This window comes from Caballeronia sp. SL2Y3 (assembly GCF_022879575.1).
GTDB lineage: Bacteria > Pseudomonadota > Gammaproteobacteria > Burkholderiales > Burkholderiaceae > Caballeronia.
Genome location: NZ_CP084261.1, coordinates 175980 through 202184 on the forward strand (window position 1 = coordinate 175980; position 26205 = coordinate 202184).

The following is a 26205-nucleotide window of genomic DNA, read 5'->3' on the forward strand; positions in this document are numbered from 1 at the left end:
GGGCGACGTGCAGCTTTGGCATGTCGTCCGTGAAAGTTCTATAGCAGGACAGTGCAGGCAAAAGTCGGGGTGTGAAGGAAAACCGGGGCTGTCAGACAGACAGCCCACGTGAGGACGCAGGAAACGGGCCAGCTCTCAACCGGCTCCGCCGGGCGTCATGGGACGCTTCAGCAAGGGCACGCCTTCGAGATGAAGCGTGAAGGCCATGGCTGCGGCAATGGCCGTCTCCACGATCAGGACGGTTGCCGCCGCGCCCTGTTCGCCGAAGAGCACAGCCAGCAACGCGAGCAGGCTGAAGTTCAGAATCGCGGAGCCGATCAGCACGCGGCTGAAGTGCGTCTTCATGCCGAGCGGAAGCATGGTCTGAACGCCGAAGAGGTCGGTCAGGCCCGACATCAGCGGCACGAAGGCCATCCAGCGCAGCACATCGACGGTAGGCCCGAACTGCGGACCGTACAGCAGCTTCACGGCAAGCGGCGCGCCGAAGAAAATGCACACGGAGATGAGCGAAACGATCGTGCCTTGCACGACGAACATCTTGCGCAGGAACGCGAAGGCATCTTCGCGTGCATGGTGCATGAGGAAGCTCACGCGCGGATAAGCCGCCGTCTTGAGCGGTCTCAGCATGTTGAGCGCTGCGCGAATCAGCTTGTCGGCCGCGGCGAAGTAACCGCCCGCGACGTTGCCCGAGATGAACGTCAACAACACGATGTTGCTCGACGCATAGATGTCGACGAGCGATGTCGCCATGAAGACGCTCCATCCGTCTTTCAGGCGATCGATGACGGTCCGAAGCGAGATGTGAACGAAGTCGATATCGCGCCGGAAGTAGAGGTAGATGCAGATCGCGATGCCCGAGCCGAGCGGCACGAGCGTGTTCACGAGCATCGCGTTGTTCACGTCGTCGTGATGACGCACGAAGAAATACATCGCCGGGATACTGAGCGCGCGTCCGACGAACACGAGCGCGCTGATCACGCCCAGATCTTCGACGCCCTGAAAATACCACGTGGGAATGAGCATCGAGCCGATGGCCATGCCGAAGCCCACGAGCAGCAGTTGGCGATTCTCCGCGAGCGTCGGCACGACGAACGTCAACCCGAGCAGTACGAGAAAGCCGGCTACCGAGAGCGCGATCTGCGCATACATGGTTTCCCAGAAAATCTGGGAACGCACCGCCCGGTTATCGCGATTGATGGATATCTTGGGCGTGGCGGTCAGTGAGAAGCTGAAGTTCGTGAGAGTGATGAAATAGGCCGTGAAGGCCATCGCAAACGAAAGCCGGCCATACTCGCTCGGACCCAGAACGCGTGCGAGCCATGGCAGCGTCAGGAGCGGTGCGAGGTAGGTCGATACCTGCAACGTCATCAGAATCGTGAAGTTCTTTCGAAAAGATGCCATTGAGCGATTTTTCCCGGCTTGAGTGCTGCGCTTGATTTCGATGACGCAAAAAATGCTGACTCATACGTGCCTCGTGCATGTTCGCCCTTCGGCGAGCCATTGCCAGACAACGCATCGGACGAATAGTTTCGTCGGACGCGCGGCTCGCAACGGCAGGACGTAAGCCATACAGGGCGAAGCACCCGCGTCTTGGCCTGACAGCGAGTGAGCGAAGGACATGCGAGGGTAACGATGCAACGACATGACGGTGTCCGCTTCAGTATCGCACCAAGGGGCACGAGTATGACGCGGACACAAGTAATGGGTATTTAACAGGAAAAAAAAGAATTGTTCAGTGGGTTTGCACACGAACGAATCGGCGCGCGTATGCATGCTGCGCAAAAGGCCGAAGCGCTGTGATGTAGAGCCTGCGCGTGCGTCGACATTCGACGACGCCCGCGAGCCGCACGGGCGTGCGCGCTCACGCACGCGGTTTGCTCAGTCGCAACGGGAACGGTTGCGAGCCGGGGTTGAGCAGTGGCGCTCTTCGCACCGCTGTGCGTTCGGCGCTCACATATAATGGGCTGACGATAGGGTACACAGATAGAGTACACAGATCGCGGCTACACAGATTGGCCACACGGCTTGCATCGCTCAGGGCGCTTATCGGCGACCGGAACGCATCCGCTCCAGCGTCATCCACTGCAACATCGATACATGCAAGGACTAACAACCGTGACCACGTCTTTCTCAAGTACGGTCGAACGCACAGGCGCGCAGTCCGGCGATCCGGTCGTCGCAGGAAACGACGGCGTTCTGGTCCTCGATGCGGCCCTGCGCTGCGTCTCGGCCGACGCCACCTTCGCCCATCTCTTCGAACTGGATGCCTCGGCCCTCGCGAATCGCGCGCTCGCCGACACGCCGCTGCCCAAGCCGCTCGCCGCCGCGCTCGCCGAAGCCGCGGATGCCGCGCTCGCCGGTCACGGCATCAGCCGTGCGCGGGTGACGTTCGATGACGACGCCGCCTCGCGCAGCTTCAGCATCCTCGCGCTGCCGTCGGCAGGGTCGGTGACGGTCGTGGTCTCCCCGTCGGCCGATGCGTCGCAGGAAGTGGCGCCCGGCCGCATCGCGCATCTTCGGGCGGAGGCCGCGCTCTTCATGCGCGATCACGTGTTGTCCATCGTCTCGCATGACCTGCGCGGGCCGCTCAACGCCATACATAGCTGGGGCTACGTGCTGGAACGCAAAGTCGACGCGAAAGATCCCGCCGCGCAACGCGCGCTGACCGGCATCCGCTCGGGCGTCGAGCAGCAGGTCAAGCTGATCGAGCAGTCCGTCGATACCACCCGCGCCGAAACGCGCGCCGTCGCGCTGTCGCTCGCGCCGGTCGCCGTGCGACCGCTCCTCGACAAGAGCGTGGCGCTCGCGCGTGCGAGCATCGCGCGCTCGCGTGGCATCACCTTCGGGGTGGAGTCGTCGTTGGCCGAAGAACAGGTCGAAGGCGATGCCGAGCGGCTCACGCAGATGCTGTGGCTCATGCTCACGTTCGCCGCGGAAGCGAGCGCGCGCGACGCGAGCGTGCAGGTGTCGAGCGTCATGGAGGGCGGCATGTGGCGTACGGACGTCCGCTTCACGACATCGGCGCAGGCGCTGACCGATGCGTCGGCGCCGCACGCGCTCGAAGCGTTCGCGCGCAGGCAGGCGCTCGAACCGCGCGAGGCCGGACGCATCGCGTGGGGGCTCGCGCTCTGCAAGCGCGTCGCAGAGGCGCACGGCGGCGGCTTCGAGCACGCGAATATCGTCGACGGCCAGGAGGCCGTGGTATCGGTGCGTATCGCGGTCGCAGGGATGTAAGTTGACTTTCGATTACCTGTCGCCCATATACTGACGCTTTCCATTTTCGACGAGAGTTGCTTTGGCTCAGGTTGTCGCGCTGATCGGCGCATTGTTGTTGGTCGCCCTCAACGGTTTTTTCGTTGCGGCGGAATTCGGCCTCGTGAAACTGAGGGCGACGCGCGTCAAGGCCATCGCGCGGACCAACGGCCTGCCCGGCCGCTTGCTCGCCAAAGTGCACGGACAGCTCGACGCCTATCTCTCGGCATGCCAGCTCGGCATCACGCTGGCTTCGCTCGGGCTCGGCTGGATCGGCGAACCGGCGTTTGCCGCGTTGCTGCATCCGCTGTTCGCGCTCGTCGGCGTGCATTCGGAGCAGGTGATCGAGTCCGTCTCGCTCTTCTTCGCGTTCTCGGTCATTTCGTTTCTGCATATCGTCGTCGGCGAACTCGCGCCCAAGTCGTGGGCCATTCGCCGCGCCGAGCAGGTGGGCTTGTGGCTCGCCACGCCGCTCTATGGTTTTTACTGGCTCATGTACCCGTTCATCTGGGTGCTGAACACGAGCGCGAATCTCGTGCTGCGGCTCTTCGGCATGTCCGGCGAGCACGGCCACGACGCCCAATATTCGACCGATGAACTCAAGCTGATCCTGCGCGGCCGGCGTCATGGCGGCGCGTCGTCGTATAACGCGGACGAGTGGAACACCATTGCGCATTCGCTCGACTTCAGCCGCATGACGGTCTCCGACTTGATGCGGCCGGCGCACGAACTCGTCGGCCTGCGCAACGACTTGCCCGCCCGCGAGAATCTCGCGGTGATCTCGCGGCATCGCTTCAGCCGCTATCCGCTGTATGCGGATGCTTCGGGCGAGCGCGTGATCGGCATGGTTCATCTGAAGGACTTGTTGCTCGATCGCGGACTGGCGAGCCGCACGTTCAGCTTCAGCATCACGAAGGACGCGAGCAAGCTGGAGAAGCTCGCGCGCTATGCGCGGCCGGTGCAGTACGTCGCGCCGAATCTGTCCGCGCTCGAACTCTTCCGGCGCTTTCGCAAGGGTGCGCCGCATCTCGCCATCGTCGGCAGGAAGGGCGCGAAGCCGATCGGCTTCATCACGCTCGATAACCTGCTCGGCGCGCTCGTCGGCCAGATTCACGATGAATTCCGTCAGGGCGACGCGGATTGGTCGCGCATGGACGACGGCACGCTGATGGGCAAGGGCTCGTTGCCGGTGGTGTCGCTGGAGCGTGCGCTCGGTATCGATATCGACGAAGGCCGCGCCGAGTCGGTCGGCGGGCTCGTGATCAACGCGCTGGGCGATCTGCCATCGGAAGGGCAGCGCGTGGGCTTCGACCACTTCGATATCGTCGTCAAGAAGATGAACGGGCCGAGAATCGTGCTCGTTCGCGTCTATCCCCGTGAAGAGGCGCTCGAAGGGGCCGAATAATGCGATGGCCGCGAGCGGCCATCGCAGACAAACGCGGCATCAGGCGCCTGGAACGCCTTCCTCGACGAGCAACGCCACCGGCATCACGCCGAGCACGTCGCGCACGAACAGCCGCTCGCCGTCGGCCTTCGGCGCGTTGGGACTGAGCCAGTCGAAAAGCGCGCGGGAATGCAGCGCTTCCGGCAGCACGATCGACGTATCGCCCCATACCGAAGGCTCGACCAGCGGCACATCGCGCTTATCGCCGAGCAACCGCGCCGCATGCCGCGTCGCGACGACGATCGCATACGCGCTGCCCGCATGCCGCGCATAGGCGATCACATGCTTCGCGTGTTCGCCCTGCACGGTGAGCGGCACGTAATCGCCCTGCGCGAACAGCCACTCGCAGTGCTTGCGCAGCGCCAGCGCGCGCCGCACGAGCCCGAGCTTCACGCGGCCGTCGCGCCAGTTCTCCATCTGCTCGGACGGCGGTCCTTTTTCGTCGATCTCTTCGAGCCACTTGCGGCGCAGCGCGTAATCCACCGGGCGCCGATTGTCCGGATCGACGAGACTGAAATCCCACAGCTCGGTGCCCTGATACAGGTCCGGCACGCCCGGCGACGTGAGCCGCAAGAGCGTCTGCTGGAAGCTGTCGATGGCGCCGAGCGGCCCGATGCGCTCGACGAACTTCGATAGCTCCTGCAGAAAGCCGCTGCGGCGCTGCGGCGCGACGATATCGAACAGGAAGTCGCGGCACGCCTGCTCGTACGCCTCGTCGGGCGCAAACCAGCTCGTGCGCAGCTTGCCTTCGCGCAATGCCTTCAGCTGCCATTGCGCGACGCGTTCGGCGAGTTCCTGCACGCCCGCTTCGTCGTCCGGCGACAGCGTGAGCGGCCAGCAGCCGACGAGCGTCTGATAGAGCATCGATTCGGCGGCGGGACCGGGCGCCCAGTCGTGGCTGTCGCTCGTTTCGTTGTGGCCGCCGTTCGGGCCGCGCCGCAACGGCGCGTTCAGCGTGGACCACGCCTTCTGCGTCGCGCCCCATTCGTCGGGAATCTCGCTCAATGCGGCGATGCGCGCGCGCACGTCCTCGCCGCGTTTGTGGTCGTGCGTCGCGGTGCAGAGCATCGCGTGCGGGAAGCTTGCAAGGCGCTCGCGATTGGCCTTGTGGAACTCTTCGAGCGACAGCGAAAACTCGCCCGGATCGGCGCCCACTTCGTTGCGCGAAATGAGGCGGCCGTAGCGATAGCACGCCGTATCCTCGACCGCCTTCGCCGCGACAGGCGAGGTCAGTTGCGAGAACAAGGTCTGCGCCGCGCGCCGCTGCGATCCCGCCGATGCCTGCGGGCTCTGGTTCGGATTCTGGCCTTGAGCCGCATGGACCTGCGCGTGATTGCGCTCGCGATTGCGTTCGGCCGCGCGATCCCGCTGACGGTCGTTCCTGTCGCCGCGCTCGTGCTGCGCGCCGTCGTCGGGCAGCTTGCCGCCGAGCCATTGCGCGACCTGATCGAGTATCTGGTGATCCGCGCTCGCCAGCGACGCGCGCGCGGCTTCTAGTGCCTTCGAGAAGTAGCGCTCGTCCTCGGGACTGCGCACGCCGCCGACCGGATAGATGCGATACACCGGAAAATGGAGGACGAGTTCCGCCACCACGCGGCGAATCGACGTGAACGTGTAGTCGCGCGTGGTCTGCGCATCGCGTGCAATGCGATGCAGCGCCCGCGTCACGCGATCCAGCTCCGCCGACAAATTCTCCGCGAGGATCTTGCGGCGCGCGATCAGCGCTTCGTCCGAGAATTCGCTGCTCTTGCCAGTCAGTTCGGCCCACAGCCTGGCAAGCGGCTCCGCGCCCGCCGGATCATGCAGGAGCGCGCCGACGTCGTTCATGAAGTCGTAGCCGGTCGTGCCATCCACCTGCCAGTCGCGGCGCAACGGCTCGCCGCGCGCCAAGATCTTTTCGACGACGAAATACGTGTGGCCATTGCCGTTGCGCAACGCTTCGGGCCGCTCCGCCGACAATTCTTCGAGCCGCGCGCGCAAGCGCTGGCAATACTCGCGCGGTTCGGCGAGACCATCGACGTGATCGATCCGCACGCCGTCGATCAGCCCTTCGGTGAAGAGCCGGAAGATCAGCGCATGCGATGCCTCGAACACTTCCGGCCGCTCGACGCGCACGCCGCCTAACGTGCTCACGTCGAAGAAGCGCCGCCAGTTCACTTCGTCCGCTGCCGTGCGCCACCATGCGAGCCGATAGTGCTGGCGCTCCAGCAGCCGGTGCAGACGCTCGCGGCCCGCCGGCGTTTGCGGCGAATGCGCGGCGAGCACCGCTTCGATCGCGGCGCGGCCGCCTTCCGTGTTCGCAATGGTCACGAGCGCCTTGCGTGCGTCGGCGGCGCGCGGCTGATCGACGGGCTGCGTCGTCAGGCCGGCGAAGCGTTGCGCAAGCTCGGGCGCTTCCTGAAGCACGGCGGGGTAATCCACCGGACACACCGGGAACACATGCGAGTAATACTCGATGACGAAGCGCCCTTCCTCCTGACGATACGCGAGCTTGATCTTGCCGCCTTGCAGCTCTTCGCCGTAGGCCGCGCCGAGAAACGGCGCGAGCACCTTGCCGCGCAGCGCGGGATCGGGCGAGTGCCAGTCGACGTCGAAGAAGCGCGCATGCGCCGCGTGTCGTCCCCATTCGAGGATGTCCTGCCACCACGCGTTTTCCGATCCGCCGACGCCCATGTGATTCGGCACCACGTCGACGATCAAGCCCATGTCATGTGCGCGCAGCTTTTCGACGAAGCGGCGCAGGCCTTCCTCGCCGCCGAGCTCGGGGTTGACCTTCGTGTAGTCGACGGTGTCGTAGCCGTGCGTGGAACCGGAGGTCGCGGTCGTGATCGGCGACGCATACGCGTGGCTCACCCCGAGCGACGCGAAATAGTCCACTTGCGCGGCGGCGTCGTCGAAGGTGAAGTCCTTGTGAAGCTGAAGCCTTAGCGTGGAGCGCGGTACGGTCATGGTGTTTCGGATTTGGGTGTGTCTGAGTTGTCAGGGCGCACGGCGCGCTTGCGGGCTGAATCGACGGCGAGCAGACGGTCGCGGAACGCATCGTCGTTCATCATCTCGTCCACCGGCAGCGCGAGACGCCGCCTCCAGTTCGGATGCTCGTCGATGGAACCGGGCAGATTCGGCTGCTCCACGAGTCCGAGCAGGTCTTCGAGCGGATACGTGACGAGCGGCGCGGGCGTCATGCCGACGAAGGCCAACGCCTCGTCCACCGGCGCGTTGTCGACGGAAGGCGGCGGCACGTCCTTCGGCGCGATGCCGGCTTCCTGAAACGCCTGCCACAGATGCCCGCGATCCACGCCGCGCTCCTCCATCGCCGCCTCGACCGGATCGCGGCCATCGGCGCGCGCCATCGTCTGGCCGATCTTCGAGCGCCATTCGATGTCTTCGCCGCGCCACCATCCGTTGACGGTCGGCAGGTCGTGCGTCGTCGTCGTTGCCGTCACGCCATCGCTCCATTCGCCCGGCGGCTTGAATCCTTCGCCGTCCTGAGCACGTTCGAACCATAATACCCTGATGCCTAGCAAACCCTGCTCCTGCAAGCGCTCGCTGAAGCCAGGCGGCACGGTGCCGAGGTCTTCGCCGACCACGATCGCGCGATGCCGCCACGATTCCAGCGCAATCAGCCGCAACAGGTCTTCGAACGGATAGCGCAGGTACGCGCCGTCCTTCGCGCTTTCGCCTTCGGGCACGAGCCAGAGGCGGCGCAGCCCGAGAATATGGTCGATGCGGATGCCGCCCGCGTGCGCGAACGCAGCGCGCAGCATGTCGATGAATGCGACGAAGCCCTGCATGCGCATGGCGCGCGGCGAGAACGTCGTGAGTCCCCACGATTGCCCGGCCTGATTGAAGAGGTCGGGCGGCGCACCGACGGACACGCCGGTCAGCATGTCGTCGCGATACGACCACGCGTGACTGCCCGCGCTATCGCAGCCGACGGCGAGATCCGCCACGAGACCGACCGCCATGCCGGCATCGCGCGCGGCGTGCTGGGCGTGCGCGAGTCCCTTGGCCGCGAGCCATTGCGTGAAGAGATAGAAGTCCACTTCGCGCCGATGCGTTTCGGCGAATGCAGCCACCGCTTCGCTGCGCGGGTCGCGCAGTTCATCGGGCCAGTTGCGCCAGTGGCCTTCGCCGTTCTGCGCGATCTGTTCCGCTTGCAGCGCTTCGAAGCGCGCGTGGTCCAGGAGCGCGCGGCCGCCTTTCTCGACGAACGATGTGAAGTCCTTCGCGAACGGCGAATCGTCGTCTTGCGAGAAGCCGTCGAAGAGGGCGCGCAGCACGGCCACGCGCGCTTGCATCAAACGCGGCCAGTCGATCAGCGGCAGTCCTTCGAGCGCGGCGAGTTCATCGGCGACGCCGGCTTTCTCGATCGCGGCGCGCGCAGCCGGTGCGCCCAGCACGGCGGCCGGATCGATATGCGCAATGTTCACAAAAAGCCGCGACGACGGCGAGTACGGGCTGCACTTGTTCGGCTCGGCGGTGAACATGGCGTGCATCGGGCTGATGGCGAGCGCGTGGCTGCCTTGCTTGGCCGCCTGCGTCGCAAGCGATGCGAGCGCGGTGAAGTCGCCCACGCCGCCGTCGCCGTTGCGGCGCAAGCCATACACTTGCGCGGCGATGCCCCAGAGCGGCGGCGCGCCTTCAGTGTCGTCGGCGTCGTCATGCAACGCGCGCCATGCGTCATCGACCGTATAGCAGCGCGTCGGCGCGACGGCGAGCGTCGTGCGATGGTCGTTGATGACGAGCGTGTGATAGCCCGGCTCGGCAATCGGCGCGAGCAGCGCGGTTTCGCCTTTGGGCGACGTGAAGCGCCCGTCGATGATCTCGCCGTTCTCCAGTTCGACGCGATAACGCGCACCCGACTTCGCCGCCGCCGCGGGCAGCGCGATGCCGCCATCCACTTCCGCCGTGATGAGCGGCGGCAGCTTGCGGCCGCTCATTTCGGCATCGATGGCGGCCATGCTTTGCTTGATCTGCGTGGCGTTGCCGCACGGCAGGCCGAGCTTTTCGAGCAGGATGCGCAGCGTGTTTTCCGGCACGCGCTGCGTCTTCTTGTGCGCGTCCTGCCACTCGACTTCGAAACCCGCGCGCTCGGCGAGGGTTTCGATCGACGAGCGCGGGCGCTCACTTTGGCCTTGATTCGCGGCGGTCACGAGCGTTGTCCTTCAGTCGGTTCGAAGCGGCGCGCGTCGTGCGCGGTCGCGTATTCGTTCACTTCGCCGGTCAGCCACGCGACGAACGTGCGGCCGCTCAGTTCGCCTTCTGCCGTGCGATCCTGCGCGCGCGGCGGCGTCTCGAAGATCACCTTGCCCTGGGGTGCATCGGAAGGTGCATCGGAAAGCGCGACGGGCGCATCCGCCAGATTCAGCGCGATGGTGAGCGTCTCGCCGTCGCCGAGCTTCCAGCGCGCGACGAGCGCCTTCTCGCCGAGCACGCTCGCGCCGAGCGCCTTCGCGCCCTTCAGACGCGGCGTGATGAGCTTCGCCCGCACCGTCAGCGCCGAGCGATAGAAATGCAGCCATTCGAGGCGATCGAGTTCGTCTTCCTTGTTCGCGATGTTCGGCGACGACATCTCGAAGGTGCGCTTGTCGTTCGGATCGGGAATCTGCGCGCGGCGCTTTTCATCCGTGAACGCGGAGAACTTCGCGAATTCCTTGCGACGTCCTTCGCGCACGGCGTCGGCGAGTTCGTCGTGATAGTCGGTGAAGAACAGGAACGGTTGCTTCGAGCCGTATTGCTCTTCCATGAAGAGCATCGGGATCTGCGGCGACAGCAGCAGAAGGCCGGTGGCCGCATAGAGCGATTCGTCGTCGGTCAGCGCGCGCAGGCGGTCGCCCATCGCGCGGTTGCCGACCTGATCGTGATTCTGCAGGAACATGACGAAGGCCGTGGGCGGCAAGTGACCGCTCGGCTCGCCGCGCGGCGCGCCGTCGTGAATCGGCGACGGATCGCCCTGATACACGAAGCCTTCGGACAGCACGCGCGCGAGCTTTTGAATGGGCTCCTCCGCATACGCGCCGTAGTAGCTTTCGTTTTCGCCCGTGAGCAGCACGTGCAGCGTGTTGTGCGCGTCGTCGCTCCACTGCGCGTTGAAGTGGTTCTCGAGCAGGCTCGCCGTGTTGTGCTCGTTCTCAAGCACCAGATGCACGTGACGTCCCGCTTCCACGGAACTGCGCACGCGGTCCGCGAGTTCGCGCAGCCATTCGTCGTCGTTGATGGCGTGCACCGCGTCGAGGCGCAGGCCGTCGAAACGGTACTCGTTGAGCCAGTACAGTGCGTTGTCGAAGAAGAAGTCACGCACTTGCGGACGTTCGAAGTCGATCGCCGGGCCCCACGGCGTGTTCACGCCTTCGCGGAAGAAGGTCTTCGCGTAGGCGTGCAGATAGTTGCCGTCCGGGCCGAAGTGGTTATAGACGACATCGAGAAAGACCATGAGACCCAAGCCGTGCGCGGTGTCGATCAGCTGCTTCAGTTCTTCCGGACGGCCATACGCCGAATCGGGCGCGTACGGCAGCACGCCGTCATAGCCCCAGTTGCGCGTGCCGGAGAAGTCGTTGAGCGGCATCAGTTCGATGGCCGTGACGCCGAGTTGCGCGAGTTCCGGCAGGCGCGCGGTGACGCCCGCGTAGCCGCCCATCGCGCCGACGTGCAACTCGTAGAGCACGGTCTCTTCCCACGGCCGGCCGTGCCAGTTGGTATTCGTCCAGCGATAGGCGCGCGGGTCGACCACTTCGCTCGGGCCGTTCACGTCCTGCGGCTGAAAGCGCGAGGCCGGATCGGGCACGGCGAGGTCCGCATCCAGACGATAGCGATACAGCGTGCCCGCGCCGCCATCGGCTTCGGCTTCGAACCATCCGTCGCCCGCTGCCTGCATGTCGACGAGGTCGGGCGTCGTGTTGCCGGGGCGTTGAATCTCCACTTGAACGTGGTCGCGCGAAGGCGCCCAGAAGCGAAAGCGCGTGCGCGGATTGTCGCCCGCCGCGCCGGTGAGATGCGCGCCGAAAGGAAGGCAATGCGCGTGGTGATGCTGATGAGGATCGATCGGACGTTCGGACATGATTGAGTGCCAGTTTGCTTGTCGCATTGCCTACGGTGGAGCGTGCCGCGCGAGCCTCGACGTCGTGCGTCCGACGTGGCGCTACTGCGTCGAATCGGTCTCGTGTGGCCGGTTCGACGGCAACGTGCCGGGGTCCGGCGGCAGCGCGGTCAGAAGTCGCGGGCCCTGATGCGCGCCCGCCATCCAGACAGCCTGCCAGTCCGCTTGGCCCGAGGGCTGCGCCAGCAGCACGACGATGCTGTGCGCTTCCAGCTGCAGTTCGGTGCCCACGAGCGGCCGTTCGACGGCGTCAGGTTCCGCGCTGTCTAGCAGCACGTTCCATTCCAAGTGCGGCGCTGGCGGCGCGAACGCGAGCGGGCTCGCGGAGCCGTTGATCATGATGAGGATGACGTCGATTTCACTGTCGATGCCGGGCCCGGCGCGCCGCAAAGTCAACGCGCGGCCTTCGGGGTCCTGCCACGCTTCGATGGCGAGCGCGTTGCCGCGTTCGTCGAACCAGCTGACGTCGTACAGACCCGGCAGCACTTCGCGGTCGCCGTAGAGAAAGCGCGTTTCGCGCAGCACCGGGTACTTTTTGCGCAGCGCGATCACGCGCGCGACGAACTCCGTCATCTCCACGCCGCGCGGGCTTTGCGCCGCTTCCCAGTCCATCCACGACAACTCGTTGTCCTGACAGTACGCGTTGTTGTTGCCGCGCTGCGTGCGCAGGAATTCGTCGCCGCCCAAGATCATCGGCGTCCCGAGCGAGAGCAGCGTCGTCGCGATCATTGAACGTGCGAGCCGCGCGCGGATGTCGAGGATCTTCGGGTCGTCGGTCGGGCCTTCCACGCCCCAGTTCGCGCTGCAGTTCTCGTTGTGGCCGTCGTTGTTGCCTTCCTGATTCGCTTCGTTGTGCTTGTGCGTATAGGCGGTCACGTCGGCGAGCGGGAAACCGTCGTGCGACGCGACGAAGTTGACCGACGCCCAGGGCTTGCGAAAGCGCCGGTTGAAGAGTTCCGCCGAGCCCGTGAGACGCGCGGCGAGATCGGGCCGCATGCCGGCGTCGCCGCGCCAGAAGCGCCGCACGCCGTCGCGGAACTTGTCGTTCCATTCCGCGAAGCCCGGCGGATGATTGCCGACCTGATAGCCGTCCGGGCCGATATCCCACGGCTCCGAGATGAGCTTGCGCGTGGAGAGGATCGGGTCTTGCCGGATGGCGTCGAAGAAGCCGGAGCCCGGATCGAAGCCATGACCTTCGCGCCCGAGCGTGACGCCGAGATCGAAACGAAAGCCGTCGATGTTGAACGCCGTGCACCAGTAGCGCAGCGAATCCATCACCATTTGCAGCACGCGCGGATGCGAGAGGTTCACGGTATTGCCGCAGCCGGTCTCGTTGATGTAATGCCTCTCGTCGCCGGGAATCAGACGATAGTAGCTCGCGTTGTCGAGCCCGCGCCACGACAGCGTCGGCCCGAGTTCGCTGCCTTCGCATGTGTGGTTGTAGACGACGTCGAGTATGACTTCGATGCCTGCCGCATGCAGTTGCCGCACGGCGATGCGCATTTCGTTGAGCCGATGCGTGGACAGATATGTGGGCTCGGGCGCGAAGAACGCGGCGGTGTTGTAGCCCCAATAGTTGCGCAGGCCGCGCTCGATGAGGAAGCGGTCGTTCAGGAACGCGTGCACCGGCAGGAACTCGACGGCGGTGATGCCGAGCTTCTGCAAGTGCTCGATGAACCACGGCGAGGAGAGCGCCGCGAACGTGCCGCGTTCGTGCTGACGGATATCGCCGCGCAGCATGGATGCGCCGCGCACGTGCGTTTCGTAGATGATGGTTTCGCCCCAGGGCGTATCGGGGCGCACGTCGCGGGACCAGTCGAAGGCGTCGTCGGTGACGATGCACTTGGGCATTGCGGGCGCGGAATCGCGGCGATCCATCGACATGTCGAGCCGGTTCGAATGCACGCGATAACCGAAGAGCGCATCGGACCATCGCCACGGGCCGACGAGCTTTTTCGCGTACGGATCGAGCAGCAGCTTGTGCGGATTGAAGCGATGCCCGTGCTGCGGCTGATACGGCCCGTGCGCGCGAAAGCCGTACACGGTGCCGGGATGCGCGCCTGGCAGATAGCCGTGCCAGATTTCGTCGGTGCATTCGGGCAGGTCGAAGCGCATCAGCTCCTTGCGGCCGGTGCTGTCGAAGAGACACACCTCGATGCGGTGCGCGTTCGACGAGAACACGGCGAAGTTGACGCCCAAACCGTCCCAGTTGGCTCCGAGCGGGTACGGAGCGCCCGGGAGCAACTTTTCGGGGAGTGCGTTCGGCATAATTGGTTTTCTTGAGCTTCGCTCAGGGGTGCTTGGTTTTGCGGGGTTCTGCGGGTCTTCTTTCGTCGTGAAACTTGTATTCGTGTCGGTTTATTAGCGTTGCCCCTCCCCGGGGCGGGGGTCACTTTCTTTGCTGTCGACCAGAGTAGGCGCTTTAGCGCCGTACTCTGGTCCCATGCAAAGAAAGTAACCAAAGAAAGCAGCTTTTTTGGGCCCGCAGCAGTAACAAGGTGGTCACTCCGTAGAAAAACCTTGGCACTCAGTTTGAGACAGCCTTGAATCACCTTCCACGCCCGCTGACCACCACGTCCTCCGAGCCCCTTGGCTCGTCAAAACCTTCGGGAACATCGCTCATGTCCTTCTTCTCACGTTGCCCAGGCTTATCCGTCGAGCACGCGACTGCCTCCAGCGCCTGGAGTGGAATCCGCGCGACAGACGCTGCCCGCGCTGAACCCGGACAAGCACGCGACGTAGTTCGACACAGGCACTTCTTTCTTCCATGCGACACGCGCAAACGCACGTTGGTGTTAACGAGCCAAGGGGCTCGGAGGACGTGGTGCTCAGCGGGCGTGGAAGGTGATTCAAGGTTGTTTCCAACTGAGTGCCACGGTCTCTCTGCGAAGTGACTACCTCTTCGGTGCTGCGGGCCCAGAAAAAAGCTGCTTTCTTTGGTTACTTTCTTTGCATGGGACCAGAGTACGGCGCTAAAGCGCCTACTCTGGTCGACAGCCAAGAAAGTGACCCCCGCCCCGGGGAGGGGCAACGCCAATAGACCGACACGAAAACAAGTTCCCCGAAGAGAGCCGCAAAGCAAAAGCTAAAGCCAAACTCAATCAGCCCGCAAAACGATAACAGCCAAAGGAGGCAAAGTCAGTGCAGCAGAATGCTGCTTCCCATGACTGGCATGGTCATCAGCATGAATAACGCCGCCATTGCCCATATTGGACCCGCCATAAATGGCCGCATCCGAATTGAGGATCTCACTCCAGCGCCCGCCGCGCGGCAACCCCACGCGATACCCTTGCCGCGGCACCGGCGTCATATTGCATATGACCACGAGTTCGCGCCCTTCGGCATCCGTACGCCGAAACGCAAACACGCTATTGCCGTTGTCATCGCCGACAATCCACTCGAAGCCGCGCGGATCGCTATCGAGCTTATGCAGCGCGGGCTCATGCGCATAGAGCAGGTTCAGATCGCGCACGAGCTTCTGAAGCCCGCCGTGCATCGCGTCATCGAGCAAATGCCAGTGCGGCGACTGATCGTGATTGAACTCCGCGACCTGGCCGAACTCGCCGCCCATGAAAAGCAGCTTCTTGCCCGGATGCGTCCACATGAAGCTCAAATACGCGCGCAGATTCGCGAACTTCTGCCAGCGGTCGCCCGGCATCTTGCCGATGAGCGATCCCTTGCCATGCACCACTTCATCGTGCGAGAGCGGCAGCACGAAGCGCTCGGAATACGCGTACACCATGCCGAACGTGAACAGGTGATGGTGATACTGCCGGTACACCGGGTCTTCCTGCATGTAGTGCAGCGTGTCGTGCATCCAGCCCATGTTCCACTTGAAGTCGAAACCAAGGCCGCCGCTATCCACGCTCGCCGTCACGCCCGGCCACGCCGTCGATTCTTCCGCAATCGTGATCGCGCCCGGAATGTGCCGCACTTCCTGATTCAGCCGCTTCAGAAACGCAATCGATTCCAGATTCTCGCGGCCGCCATAGATATTCGGCACCCATTCGCCCGCCTTGCGCGAATAGTCGCGATACAGCATCGACGCGACCGCATCGACACGCAGGCCATCGACGTGATAACGCTTCAGCCACGCAAGCCCCGATGCGATCAGGAACGCGCTCACCTCGTTGCGGCCGAGGTTGTAGATCATCGTGTTCCAGTCCTGGTGATACCCCTCGCGCGGATCGGCGTGCTCATAGAGCGGCGTGCCGTCGAACTGAATCAGACCATGCGCGTCGTTCGGGAAATGCGCCGGCACCCAGTCGATGATGACGCCGAGCCCCGCCTCATGCGCGCGGTTCACGAACTCCGCGAACTGCTCCGGCGTGCCGAAGCGCGCGGACGGCGCGAACTGCCCGAGCGGCTGATAGCCCCACGATCCGCCGAACGGATGCTCCGCCACCGGCATGAACTCGATATGCGTGAAGCCCATGCCCTTCGCGTACGGAATGAGGCGCTCGGCGAGCTCATGCCAGTTCATGCCGCGATTGCCTTCTTCAGGCACGCGCAGCCACGATTCCGCATGCGCTTCGTATATCGCGATCGGCGCCTGAGGCGTCTGCTTGCCGGCGCGCGAGTTCATCCATTCGCCGTCGGTCCATGCGTAATGGTCGATGGCATCCGCATCCGCCACCACCGATGCCGTCGAAGGCGGCTTCTCGCTTTGCATCGCGCACGGATCGGCCTTCAGCGGCAGCGTGTAGCCTTCGCGCGCGACGATCTCGTACTTGTAGCGCGTGCCCGCGCCGATGCCCGGAATGAACAACTCCCACACGCCCGCGTTATGACGCAGACGCATCGGATGACGGCGTCCGTCCCACGTATTGAAGTCGCCGACCACCGACACGCGCCGCGCATTCGGCGCCCACACCGCGAAGCGCACGCCCGCCACGCCGCCATGCGTGATCGGCCGCGAGCCGAGACACTCGAGCACCGCATACGGGTCCGCCTGCGACAGGCGATGCAGCCAGTCATCCGAGAGCACGGGGCCGAACGAATACGGATCGTGCGTTTCCTGCGGCGTGCCGTGCCAGTCGATCAGAAGCCGGTAAGCCGTGGGCCGCTCGATGAATCCCGCGAAAAGACCCGCATCGTGAATGCGCGTGAGCGTCCCGAGCGGCTCGCCGCTGCCCGCATCCAGCACGCTCACGCCGGCCGCGTTCGGCAGAAACACGCGCACGACAGAGCCGTGCTCGGTCTGATGCAGGCCGAGCATCGAGAACGGATCGGGATGCCGCGCCTCGACGAGCGCATCGATGTCGAGCGGATTCAGGCCGTGGGCCGGATTCCTCGTATCCGCTCCCGGATCGCTACGGTTATTCATGGTGAGTTCCATCCGGATTGTCCTTGTTTGCATCGAACACGGGGCGCGTGCCGGGCGCGGGCGGCTCGCCCGTGTCGCCGAGCAGACGGCTCGCGAGCGACGCGAGGCCCCGCAGCGGAAGACCGATCCACGTCGGCCGGTTCGCCGCTTCGTAGCGGATTTCGTAAGCGGCTTTCTCGATCAAGAAGAGATCGAGCAGCGCGGACAAGGCGCTCTCGTCCGCAATCGGCTCAGGCGACGACGCAATCGCTTCCCGGTACTGCCGCATGAAGCTCTCTTCCGCGACGGCGCGCATGCGCTCGAACAGCGCGCGCTTGCGGTCGGCCGTTTGCGCGGGCGCGGCTTCGGTGGTCGGCTGCGCGGCCGCGCTTGCATACGACAGCGAACGCAAGAGACCGGCCACGTCGCGCAGCGGGCTCGTCTTTCTGCGGCGCTCTTCGAGCGTGCGCGCAGGCTCGCCTTCGAAGTCGATCAGATACGCGTCACCCTGCGCCATCAGCACCTGGCCGAGGTGGAAGTCGCCGTGGATGCGAATGCACAGCGCATCGGCGTCGGCCGTCACCAGTTGCTTCACCGCTTCGATCAGCTTCTCGCGGCGGTCCAGCAGGCTTTGCGCGAGGAAGCGGTCGTGCTCGTTGAAGCCGCCGATTTTCTGCGCGAGGATATCGAGCGCGCTCGTCAGCAGTTGCAGCGTGCCGTCGATCCAGCCTTGCACGTCTTCGGCCGTCGCGCGGCGCGGCGAGAACGCTTCGTCGTCGGTCGGCGTGGCGAGCGCGACGTGCAACTCGCCCAGCCGCTTGCCGATGATGCCGATGATGTTGCCGTAGCCTTCGAAGCCGTTCAGTTGCGCGCTGTGATCCGGCTTGCTCTCTTCGGTATCGACCGTGACCGCAAGCTCGTCCACCACGCGGCGCAGATAGTCGAGCGCGTAATTCCACGCATCGCCCTGATTGTCGACGAAGCCTTGCAAGATCACGAGCGTATGCGGCACGCCTTGCGGATCGACGCGCACCACTTCGCCATACAGCGGGCCGGTGTTCGCATAGCCGAGCTTCGTCAGATAGCGGCTCATTTCCGCTTCCGGATGAATGCCGCCGACCACGCGCCGCACCAGCTTCAGCACGATCTTGTCGCCGATCACGAGCGAACTGTTGCTCTGTTCCGCCGCGAGCCAGCGAATCTCGGGCGGCGACGCGGGATTCATGTCGAGCGTAGCGAAGCGTTCGGTCGGCAAGAAGCGAATCTCGCTCTTCTGCACGGTCGGCACCACGGCGCGCTGCGCGAGCTTCTGCAAGATGCCGTAGGTGAATTGCGGCACCGCGAACGCATCCGTGATGTGCCCGATCGTGCGGCCGCGCCGCACCCGCGCGAGCGCAAGCTGCATGTAGAGCGGCGACGTGGTTTCCGTGCCCCACGCGATGGAAAGCGGCAGCACGTAGCGTTCGGTGTGATCGCCGACGTCCGCTTCGATTTCGGTGAACGCGAAGCCCGCGCCTTCTATGGTCGTGAGCGCGGCAAGGCGCACCGCATGCAGCTGCTGATCTTTCGATGCAAACCAGCGGCGCTTGCTGAGATAGCTCGGCAGCACTTCCGATTCGAGCAGACGCACGTTCTCGGGCGTCGGTCCCGTTTGCCCTGCGCGAATCACCATGGTGACGAACTCCGGTAACTGCTCCGACGGTGCCTGCGACCATGCGGGGCGCATGTTGCCGGGGCAAAGCTGGAACCACAAGAAGCCGTAAGGCGGGAAGGTCAGCAGATAGGTCAGCTGACCGATGGCGGGGAAGGGCTGGTCCGCCGTCATTTCGAGCGGCACGGAGCCCGCGAATTCCGACAGATCGAGCTCCACCGCTTGCGGCGCGCGCGAAAGATTCGCGACGCAGAGAATAGGCGGCTCGCCCTTCAGTTCACGCAGATACGCGAGAATCTTGCGATTGCTCGGCTTCAGGAAGCGAATGGTGCCGCGTCCGAACGCATGCTTCGAGCGGCGCACCGCGAGCATCTTGCGCGTCCAGTTCAGGAGCGAATGCGGGTCGCGGCTTTGCGCTTCGACGTTGATCGCGTCGTAGCCGTAGAGGGAGCCCATCACGGGCGGCAGCACGAGTTGTTCGGGATCGGCGCGCGAGAAGCCGCCGTTGCGATCGGACGACCATTGCATCGGCGTGCGCACGCCGTCGCGGTCGCCGAGGTGAATGTTGTCGCCCATGCCGAGCTCGTCGCCGTAATAGATGACGGGCGTGCCCGGCATCGAAAAGAGCAGCGAATTGATGAGTTCGATGCGGCGGCGATCGCGTTCCATCAGCGGCGCGAGACGCCGGCGAATGCCGAGGTTCAGGCGCGCGCGGCGGTCGCTCGCGTACGTGTTCCACAGGTAATCGCGCTCGGAATCCGTGACCATTTCGAGCGTGAGTTCGTCGTGGTTGCGCAGGAAGATCGCCCACTGGTTCGTTTCGGCGAGGTCCGGCGTCTGCCGCATGATGTCGGTGATCGGGAAGCGGTCCTCGCTCGCAATCGACATGTAGATGCGCGGCATCAGCGGGAAGTGGAACGCCATGTGGCATTCGTCTTCGTCGCCGAAGTACTCCTTCACGTCTTCCGGCCACTGGTTCGCTTCGGCGAGCAGCATGCGGTTCGGATACTCGGCGTCGATGGTCGCGCGAATCTGCTTCAGGATGGCGTGCGTCTCGGGCAGATTCTCGTTGTTGGTGCCTTCGCGTTCGACGAGATACGGCACCGCATCCAGCCGCAGACCGTCGATGCCCATGTCGAGCCAGAAGCGCATGATTTGCAGCACTTCCTTCATCACGGCCGGATTGTCGAAGTTCAAATCCGGCTGGTGCGAATAGAAGCGGTGCCAGTAATACTGACCCGCGACGGGATCATGCGTCCAGTTCGAAGGCTCGGTGTCGATAAAGATGATCCGCGTCTCTTCGTACTTCTTGTCGGTGTCGGACCACACGTAGAAGTTGCGGTGATTCGATCCCGGCTTTGCGCGGCGTGCGCGCTGAAACCACGGATGCTGGTCCGACGTGTGATTGATGACCAGCTCCGTGATGACGCGAATGCCGCGTGCGTGCGCTTCCTGAATGAAGCGTTTGACATCGGCAATAGTGCCGTAGTCCGGATGCACGTTGCGGTAATCGGCGATGTCGTAACCGTCGTCACGGCGTGGCGAGGGATAGAACGGCAGCAGCCAGATGGCGTCGACACCCAGCTCCGCGATGTAATCCAGCTTCGCGAGCAAGCCCGGGAAGTCGCCGATGCCGTCGTTGTTCGCATCGAAGAACGACTTGATGTGCACCTGATAGATGATCGCGTCTTTGTACCACAGCGGATCGTCGCTGAGAGTCGACGACTTCTTGCTGCGCTTCACCCTTGTATCCACGGTTTGCTCCAGTACTCTTGTAGGCGCTTCTCGCGCTGTTATCGGTTCGCTATCGTCACTGACGTTCGCTGCTCGTTCGTACCATGTCGCAATTAACGTTCTCCGTCGGGCGAAGGCTTCGGCAGACCCCACGTCGGCGAGATGCGCCAGATCGCGAAGGGCAGCGAATGCGGGTTGAGCCGCACATGCTGACGCCGGCCGCGCCACTCGAAACGTTCGCCCGTCATCTGATCCTCGACCGCGATGGCGTCCCCTTCGCGCACGCCCCAGCGTTCCAGCGTCTGCCACGGCAGTTCGATATCCGCGCCTTGCTCGTTGAACGGATCGAGATTGATCGCGACGAGCACGACGTTGTCGCGCGATGCGTTGGCCTTCTCGAAGAACAGGATGTGATCATTATGCGCGGGCAGGAAGTTCACGCCGAGATGCGTCTGCAACGCGGGATTCGCGCGTCGAATGCGGTTGAGCGCCGTCACTTCGCCGACGATATTGCCGGGCCGGTTCCAGTCCCACGCCTTTAACTGATACTTCTCGGAATCCAGATACTCTTCGCTATTCGGAAGCGCGGCGGACTCGCACAATTCGAAGCCGCTGTACACGCCCCACAGCCCGGAAAGCGTCGCGGCGAGCGCGGCGCGAATCACGAAGCCGGGACGCCCCGAGCTTTGCAGGAAGCGCGGATTGATGTCCGGCGTGTTGACGAAGAAGTTCGGCCGGAAGTAATCCTTGGCATCGGTCTGCGTCAGATCGTGCATGTATTCGAGGAAATCGCGCTTGGTCTCGCGCCACGTGAAGTACGTGTACGACTGCGAGAAGCCGAGCTTCGCGAGCCGGTTCATCACGCGCGGCCGCGTGAATGCTTCGGCAAGGAAGATCACATCCGGATGACGCGCGCGCACGTCGCCGATGACCCATTCCCAGAACGGGAACGGCTTAGTATGCGGATTATCGACCCGGAAAATACGCACGCCCGCCGCGATCCAATGCAGGAACACGTCGCGCAAGGCGATCCACAGTTCGGGCTTCGCGTCCTGCGCGTAGAAGTCCGGATTCACGATGTCCTGATACTTCTTCGGCGGATTCTCCGCATAGCGCAGCGTGCCGTCGGGCCGCCACGCGAACCATGTCGGATGCTCCTTCAGCCACGGATGATCCGGCGAGCACTGCACCGCGAAGTCGAGCGCAATCTCAAGCCCGTGTTCATGCGCGGCTTCGAGCATGCGCTTGAAGTCGTCGAAGTTGCCGAGCTCGGGATGCACCGCATCGTGGCCGCCTTCCTTCGCGCCGATCGCGTAGGGGCTGCCCACGTCGCCCGGCTCGGCCGTCAGCGAATTGTTCTTGCCCTTGCGGTTCGCCGTGCCGATAGGATGGATCGGCGGGAAATACAGCACGTCGAAGCCCATCTCGCGAATGCGCGGCATCTTGCCGATCACGTCGATGAACGTGCCGTGACGGTTCTCGTCGTCGCTCATCGAGCGCGGGAAGATCTCGTACCAGCTTGCGAAGCGCGCAGCCGCACGTTCGGAATCGATGCGATACACGACCGGATCGCGCGACAGGAACGGCCGGTGCCGCGCCGCCGCCACCGCCTTCGCCGTCGCGGGCGACAGCACCAGTTCCAGCTTGCGCTCGGGCTCGGCCTTCGTGAATTCCTTGACGATGGTTTCGAGCGGCGCGCTGTCGGAGTCCTCGACGGTCTTCACTTCCGCGAGGATCAGCGCGAACAGGTGCTTGGCTTCTTCGAGTTCGAGTTCGACCGTTTGCCCGGCCTTCAGCTTCTTCTGCATGTGATCGACGAGCGACGCGAAGTCGTCGCGCCACGCCATCACCACGAATTCGTGACGTCCCACGCGATCGAGCGGAATGCGCGCCGTCCACAAGTCGTTGCCGAGCGGAAGCACGAGCGACATCGGCGTTTCGTGCCACTCGGTTTCGTCGGCGGCGCGCCATTGCACTGCTGCCGCGATCTTGTCGTGACCTTCCGCGAAAATCGCGGCCTGAATCTCGACCGCTTCGCCGACGATGCGCTTGGCCGGAAAGCGCCCGTGATCGACCGAAGGCGTCACGCTTTCGATCGACACGCGCGGCGCGGTGATCGCTTCGTTCACGGACTTCTTGTCGGCGGTCTTCGCGCCGCGCTTCACTTGCGGCTGCGCGAGCAGAATGAACGGCTCGGCTTCCGCGCGGAAGAGGCGCACTTCGCCGGCTTTCAGCGACAACGCCGCGAGGCGCTCCGCCGGGGCGTTCGCGTCGCCGAGCGGCGCGAAGCGCGTGTAGTTGCCGGGCACGCCTTCCAGCAGATGCCGCGTGTCCACATGGACCGGTGCCACCAGATCCGGATTGACGACGATGAGCACCGCCGAATCGCTGTCGCGCAAGTCGCCGCCGGCGGCGCGAATGAGCGCGGCGTAGGGCGTGCCCGCGCCCGTCAGCGAGCGCAGTTCGCCGACATCGGAAAGCGTCGCGGTATCGCGCTGCAATCCGTTGGCGCGCTTGATCTGCTCGCACAGGTCGATGCGCGCCTCGCTTTTCGCGCGCTGATACTCGGCTGCGACGCCGTACTGCTGCGACATCGGCAAGCCGACGCCGTATTCGAAGCCCATCGGCACCAGCAGGCCCGTGCCGAGCGCGGTGGCCGTATAAAGCGCGCGGCAATATGCGCGTTCGACGAGCGCGGTATCGCTCGTATCGCTCAGGTCCGCGATCAGGCGCGTGCCGAACGGCTCCTCCGGGAAGGAGACCGGCGGCGCGATGCGCGAAAGCGCCGCGTGCTCGTCCACGAGCCAGGCGCCCTTGAAGTCCCACCAGCGCGTCGAGGCGAAGACGGCATCGAACTCGGCATCGGCGAGCGCGCGCAAGTCATCGCGCGATACGCCGACGGTCCACGCGAGCCAGCGCGTCTGCGGATGCTTTTCCCGCACCGCGGCCCCGAGCCGCCGCCACACATGCGCCGGCACCGCGTGCGGCGAGTCGAAGCGGAAGCCGCCGATGCCTGCATCCGCGATCACGCTCAACTCGCGCGCCCACCACTGCGTCAGTTGATGCGCGGCTTCGCCATCGGCGAAATTGGCGTAGGCCACGTCGCGCTGTTGCGGCGGACGACGCGGATCGAGCCGCGCATCCGCGCTCTCGAACGGCTGAAACCAGTGCTTGTTGTCCTGATACAGACCGCCTTCCGCGCTCACGCGGTTGATCACGATATCGACGAGCAGCGTCAGGCCATGCGTTTTCGCGGCGTCGGCGAGCTGGCGCAGGCCGTCCGCGGCGCTCGTGTCGCATTCGAAGACAGGGTGCAGGCGATGATGATCGGCGACGGCCTCGCGATGCCCGTTGCTGCCGGGCACGAACGGAGAGCCGATCAGGACATGATCGAAACCGAGCGCCGCCGCGTGCTCGAACTGGGCAGGCCAGTTGGAGAGCGGGCCGACGAGCAGGGGATCGATGAAATAAATACGGGGTGCGTACGCATGATGAGCTTGATGGTTTTCCATCGTTCGTCTTTTCCAGAGTCGTCCTGCGGTGGCGGGGATGCGGGCAACCAATCGCGATCACGCTCACGGGTCAAACTGGCTGAAGAGCCGGTCCGCACGTTACGCCGCATGGCGCGCATTGCGCGGCGCGAACCGTGGGACACCGCCGCGCCGTCGAGCGGCGCAAGTCCCGGTCGCGTCTCGTGTGCACCATGCATCGAGCGCAGCTGCCGCCTGGTCGCGCTCGCCGGTGGGCGCCACGGTCCCAGAAGGGATTTCCTGCGGGCATTGCACGGGCTTGGGAGCATGTTGCGTGCCGCCCCCGGCGCAACGGCGACGCTTTCGCTGCATCGCTGCTGTCTGCTCAGGCGGGCGGACGCGCGCGGCATGGGCTCACGCGGTGCTCAGGCGGTCTTCGCGACGAGCGGCTTGGCGCTCTCGTGCGTGCGGTGGCCGAGCGCGTGCGCGGCGCTGTCGGCGGCGCGGCGCGGACGGACGGCGGTGCGGCTCGGGCGCAGGCCGGTGAGATCGCTGTAGAGCGCGACCATCTTCGCGACGGTTTCGCCCCAGCCGAAGTCGCTGGACATCGCGTTGCGCTGCATCGCGCGCCAGACCGGCGGGCGCATGTAGGCGTCGATGGCGCGGCTCGCGGCGGCGATCACGTCGTCGGGCGCTTCGCCGTCGAAGAGAAAGCCCGTGGGCGCGGGCGCCGTGTCGTGCGCGTCGTGCATCGCGATGGGCGCGTCGTGCGTGCCGTCGCGGAAATAAAGGGTCTCGCGCGAGGCCATTTCGGTGTGGTGTCCGGCATCGACGATGGTGTCGGCGAGCCCGCCCACGCGCGAGGCCACGGGCAGCGTGCCGTAGCGCATGGCGTACATCTGCGTGAGGCCGCACGGCTCGAAGCGGCTGCCGTGCAGAAGAATGTCGGCGCCCGCGTGCAGCGCGTGTGCGCGGCGCTCGTCATAGCCGATATGAACGCCGACGCGATCCGGCCATTGCTGCGCAAGCTGCCGGAAACCGCGCTCGATGTACGCCTCGCCCTGGCCGATCACGGCCAGTTGCAGACGCGGATGCTTCTCCAAGAGGCGCGGCAAGGCGTCGATCACGACGTCCGCGAGCTTCTGCCCGGTCATGCGGCTGCCGATGGCCATGAGCGGCGCGAACGGATCGGCGGGCAGCCCGAACATGCGCTGCAGACGGCGCTTGCACGCGTGCTTGCCGCGCATGTCGTCGAAGGAATAGGCGCGCTCGATCAGCGGGTCCGTCGCCGGATTCCACACGTCTTCGTCGATGCCGTTCACCACGCCCGAGAGCTTGTCCGCGCAGCTTTGCAGCACGCCTTCCATCAGATGGCCGAAGCGCGGCGTCAGGATCTCGCGCGCATACGTTTCACTGACGGTCGTGATGCGGTCGCTATGGACGATGCCGGCTTTCATGAGGCTCAGCGCGCCATAGAATTCGATGCTTTCCGGATTGCTGAACGCATGCACGAGCCACTTCGCCGGCACGCCGAGCGATGCGCCCAGCGACAGCGCGTAGTTGCCCTGAAACGCGAGGTTGTGGATCGTGTAGACGCTTTTCGCCTGCACGCCCGCGTCTTTCATCAGGAGCGGCGTGAGGCCGGTGTGCCAGTCGTGCGCATGAACGATGTCGGGCTTCTTCACGCCGCGCACGCCCTGCGCGATGCGCACGGCGGCGGCCGAAAGCGTCGCGAAACGCACGGCGTTGTCGGGATAGTCGCGGCCCTGCGCATCCTGATAGAGCCCGGTGCGCGCATACAGTGCATCGCAGCGCAGCAAAAGAACCGGGACGCCGGTGTCCGGCATGCGCGCGCGCAGGAGCGCGGCGTCGCCGCCCGGCAGGCCGCGCAAGGTGCACAGCTTGCTCACGCCTTCGGCCTGCGCGAGTGCTTTCGGATAGGCGGGAAGAAGGATGGTGGCATCGACGCCTGCTGCGCGCAGGGCGGCGGCGTAGGCGCTGACCATGTCGCCGAGGCCGCCCGTCTTGGCGAGCGGCACGGCCTCGGAGGCGACCAGCAGTACGTTCAAAGGCAAAATGGGCTCCTGTGCGGGCAGACGCGGACGATGACCATGCGCCTCGTTCACGTGCATCGACGTGCATACTCGGGTGACGAGGAAAAGGCCGGGCCGCGCGATCGTGGTGCTGATCGGGGTTTATTCTTAGTGCTGGCGCAGTGCAGCAATCTACGTGCCACTCGGCGGTGCGGTATGT

The 26205-nt window shown here is 64.7% G+C and carries 11 protein-coding genes; 2 read left to right on the forward strand and 9 right to left on the reverse strand.

Annotated features, from left to right (window positions below; translation table 11 throughout):
• Nucleotides 1-135 precede the first annotated feature (135 nt).
• Entirely contained in the window at nucleotides 136-1401 is a 1266-nt protein-coding gene (locus LDZ26_RS14180) for a flippase (RefSeq protein WP_244849804.1), read from the reverse strand.
• Nucleotides 1402-2115: 714 nt separating this feature from the next.
• Between LDZ26_RS14180 and LDZ26_RS14185 the strand changes: the two genes are divergently transcribed.
• Together LDZ26_RS14185 and LDZ26_RS14190 are read left to right on the forward strand one after the other, a co-directional pair.
• On the forward strand, nucleotides 2116-3234 hold the full coding sequence (locus LDZ26_RS14185; protein ID WP_370650715.1) for a sensor histidine kinase: 1119 nt from the start codon (nucleotides 2116-2118) through the stop codon (nucleotides 3232-3234).
• A gap of 61 nt (nucleotides 3235-3295) precedes the next feature.
• Nucleotides 3296-4657 (forward strand): hemolysin family protein, encoded by a 1362-nt coding sequence (locus LDZ26_RS14190; protein WP_244849805.1) that lies wholly within the window; start codon nucleotides 3296-3298, stop codon nucleotides 4655-4657.
• Between the two features lie 39 nt (nucleotides 4658-4696).
• On the opposite strand, the gene treY is transcribed toward LDZ26_RS14190, so the two are convergent.
• From treY to glgA, 8 genes are all read right to left on the reverse strand, one after another.
• The gene (treY, locus tag LDZ26_RS14195) at nucleotides 4697-7645 is read right to left on the reverse strand and encodes a malto-oligosyltrehalose synthase (protein WP_244849806.1); all 2949 of its coding nucleotides are present in this window, start codon (nucleotides 7643-7645) and stop codon (nucleotides 4697-4699) included.
• Entirely contained in the window at nucleotides 7642-9849 is a 2208-nt protein-coding gene (gene malQ, locus LDZ26_RS14200) for a 4-alpha-glucanotransferase (RefSeq protein ID WP_244849807.1), read from the reverse strand. The genes treY and malQ overlap by 4 nt, the downstream gene beginning before the upstream one ends.
• The gene (gene treZ, locus LDZ26_RS14205; RefSeq protein ID WP_244849808.1) at nucleotides 9846-11753 is read right to left on the reverse strand and encodes a malto-oligosyltrehalose trehalohydrolase; all 1908 of its coding nucleotides are present in this window, start codon (nucleotides 11751-11753) and stop codon (nucleotides 9846-9848) included. Before treZ ends, malQ begins: the two co-directional genes overlap by 4 nt.
• Nucleotides 11754-11834: 81 nt before the next feature.
• Nucleotides 11835-14060 carry a glycogen debranching protein GlgX gene (glgX, locus tag LDZ26_RS14210; protein WP_244849809.1) on the reverse strand — a complete coding sequence of 742 codons (2226 nt, stop codon included), beginning with the start codon at nucleotides 14058-14060 and terminating at the stop codon, nucleotides 11835-11837.
• A gap of 829 nt (nucleotides 14061-14889) precedes the next feature.
• The gene (gene glgB / locus LDZ26_RS14215) at nucleotides 14890-17118 is read right to left on the reverse strand and encodes a 1,4-alpha-glucan branching protein GlgB (protein ID WP_244849810.1); all 2229 of its coding nucleotides are present in this window, start codon (nucleotides 17116-17118) and stop codon (nucleotides 14890-14892) included.
• Nucleotides 17111-20503: a maltose alpha-D-glucosyltransferase gene (gene treS, locus LDZ26_RS14220; RefSeq protein WP_244849811.1), complete on the reverse strand. Its 3393-nt coding sequence runs from the start codon at nucleotides 20501-20503 to the stop codon at nucleotides 17111-17113. Before treS ends, glgB begins: the two co-directional genes overlap by 8 nt.
• A 92-nt stretch (nucleotides 20504-20595) precedes the next feature.
• Nucleotides 20596-23994 carry a maltotransferase domain-containing protein gene (locus LDZ26_RS14225; protein WP_244849812.1) on the reverse strand — a complete coding sequence of 1133 codons (3399 nt, stop codon included), beginning with the start codon at nucleotides 23992-23994 and terminating at the stop codon, nucleotides 20596-20598.
• Between the two features lie 383 nt (nucleotides 23995-24377).
• Nucleotides 24378-26027, reverse strand: a complete 1650-nt coding sequence (gene glgA, locus LDZ26_RS14230) for a glycogen synthase GlgA (protein WP_244849813.1) — start codon at nucleotides 26025-26027, stop codon at nucleotides 24378-24380.
• Nucleotides 26028-26205: the final 178 nt, after the last annotated feature.

Coding starts and splice junctions, on each gene's coding strand:
- LDZ26_RS14180 (WP_244849804.1), bottom strand. CDS start 1,401: ATGGCATCTTTTCGAAAGAACTTCACGATTCTGATGACGTTGCAGGTA.
- treY (WP_244849806.1), bottom strand. CDS start 7,645: ATGACCGTACCGCGCTCCACGCTAAGGCTTCAGCTTCACAAGGACTTC.
- treZ (WP_244849808.1), bottom strand. CDS start 11,753: ATGTCCGAACGTCCGATCGATCCTCATCAGCATCACCACGCGCATTGC.
- glgX (WP_244849809.1), bottom strand. CDS start 14,060: ATGCCGAACGCACTCCCCGAAAAGTTGCTCCCGGGCGCTCCGTACCCG.
- glgB (WP_244849810.1), bottom strand. CDS start 17,118: ATGAATAACCGTAGCGATCCGGGAGCGGATACGAGGAATCCGGCCCAC.
- LDZ26_RS14225 (WP_244849812.1), bottom strand. CDS start 23,994: ATGGAAAACCATCAAGCTCATCATGCGTACGCACCCCGTATTTATTTC.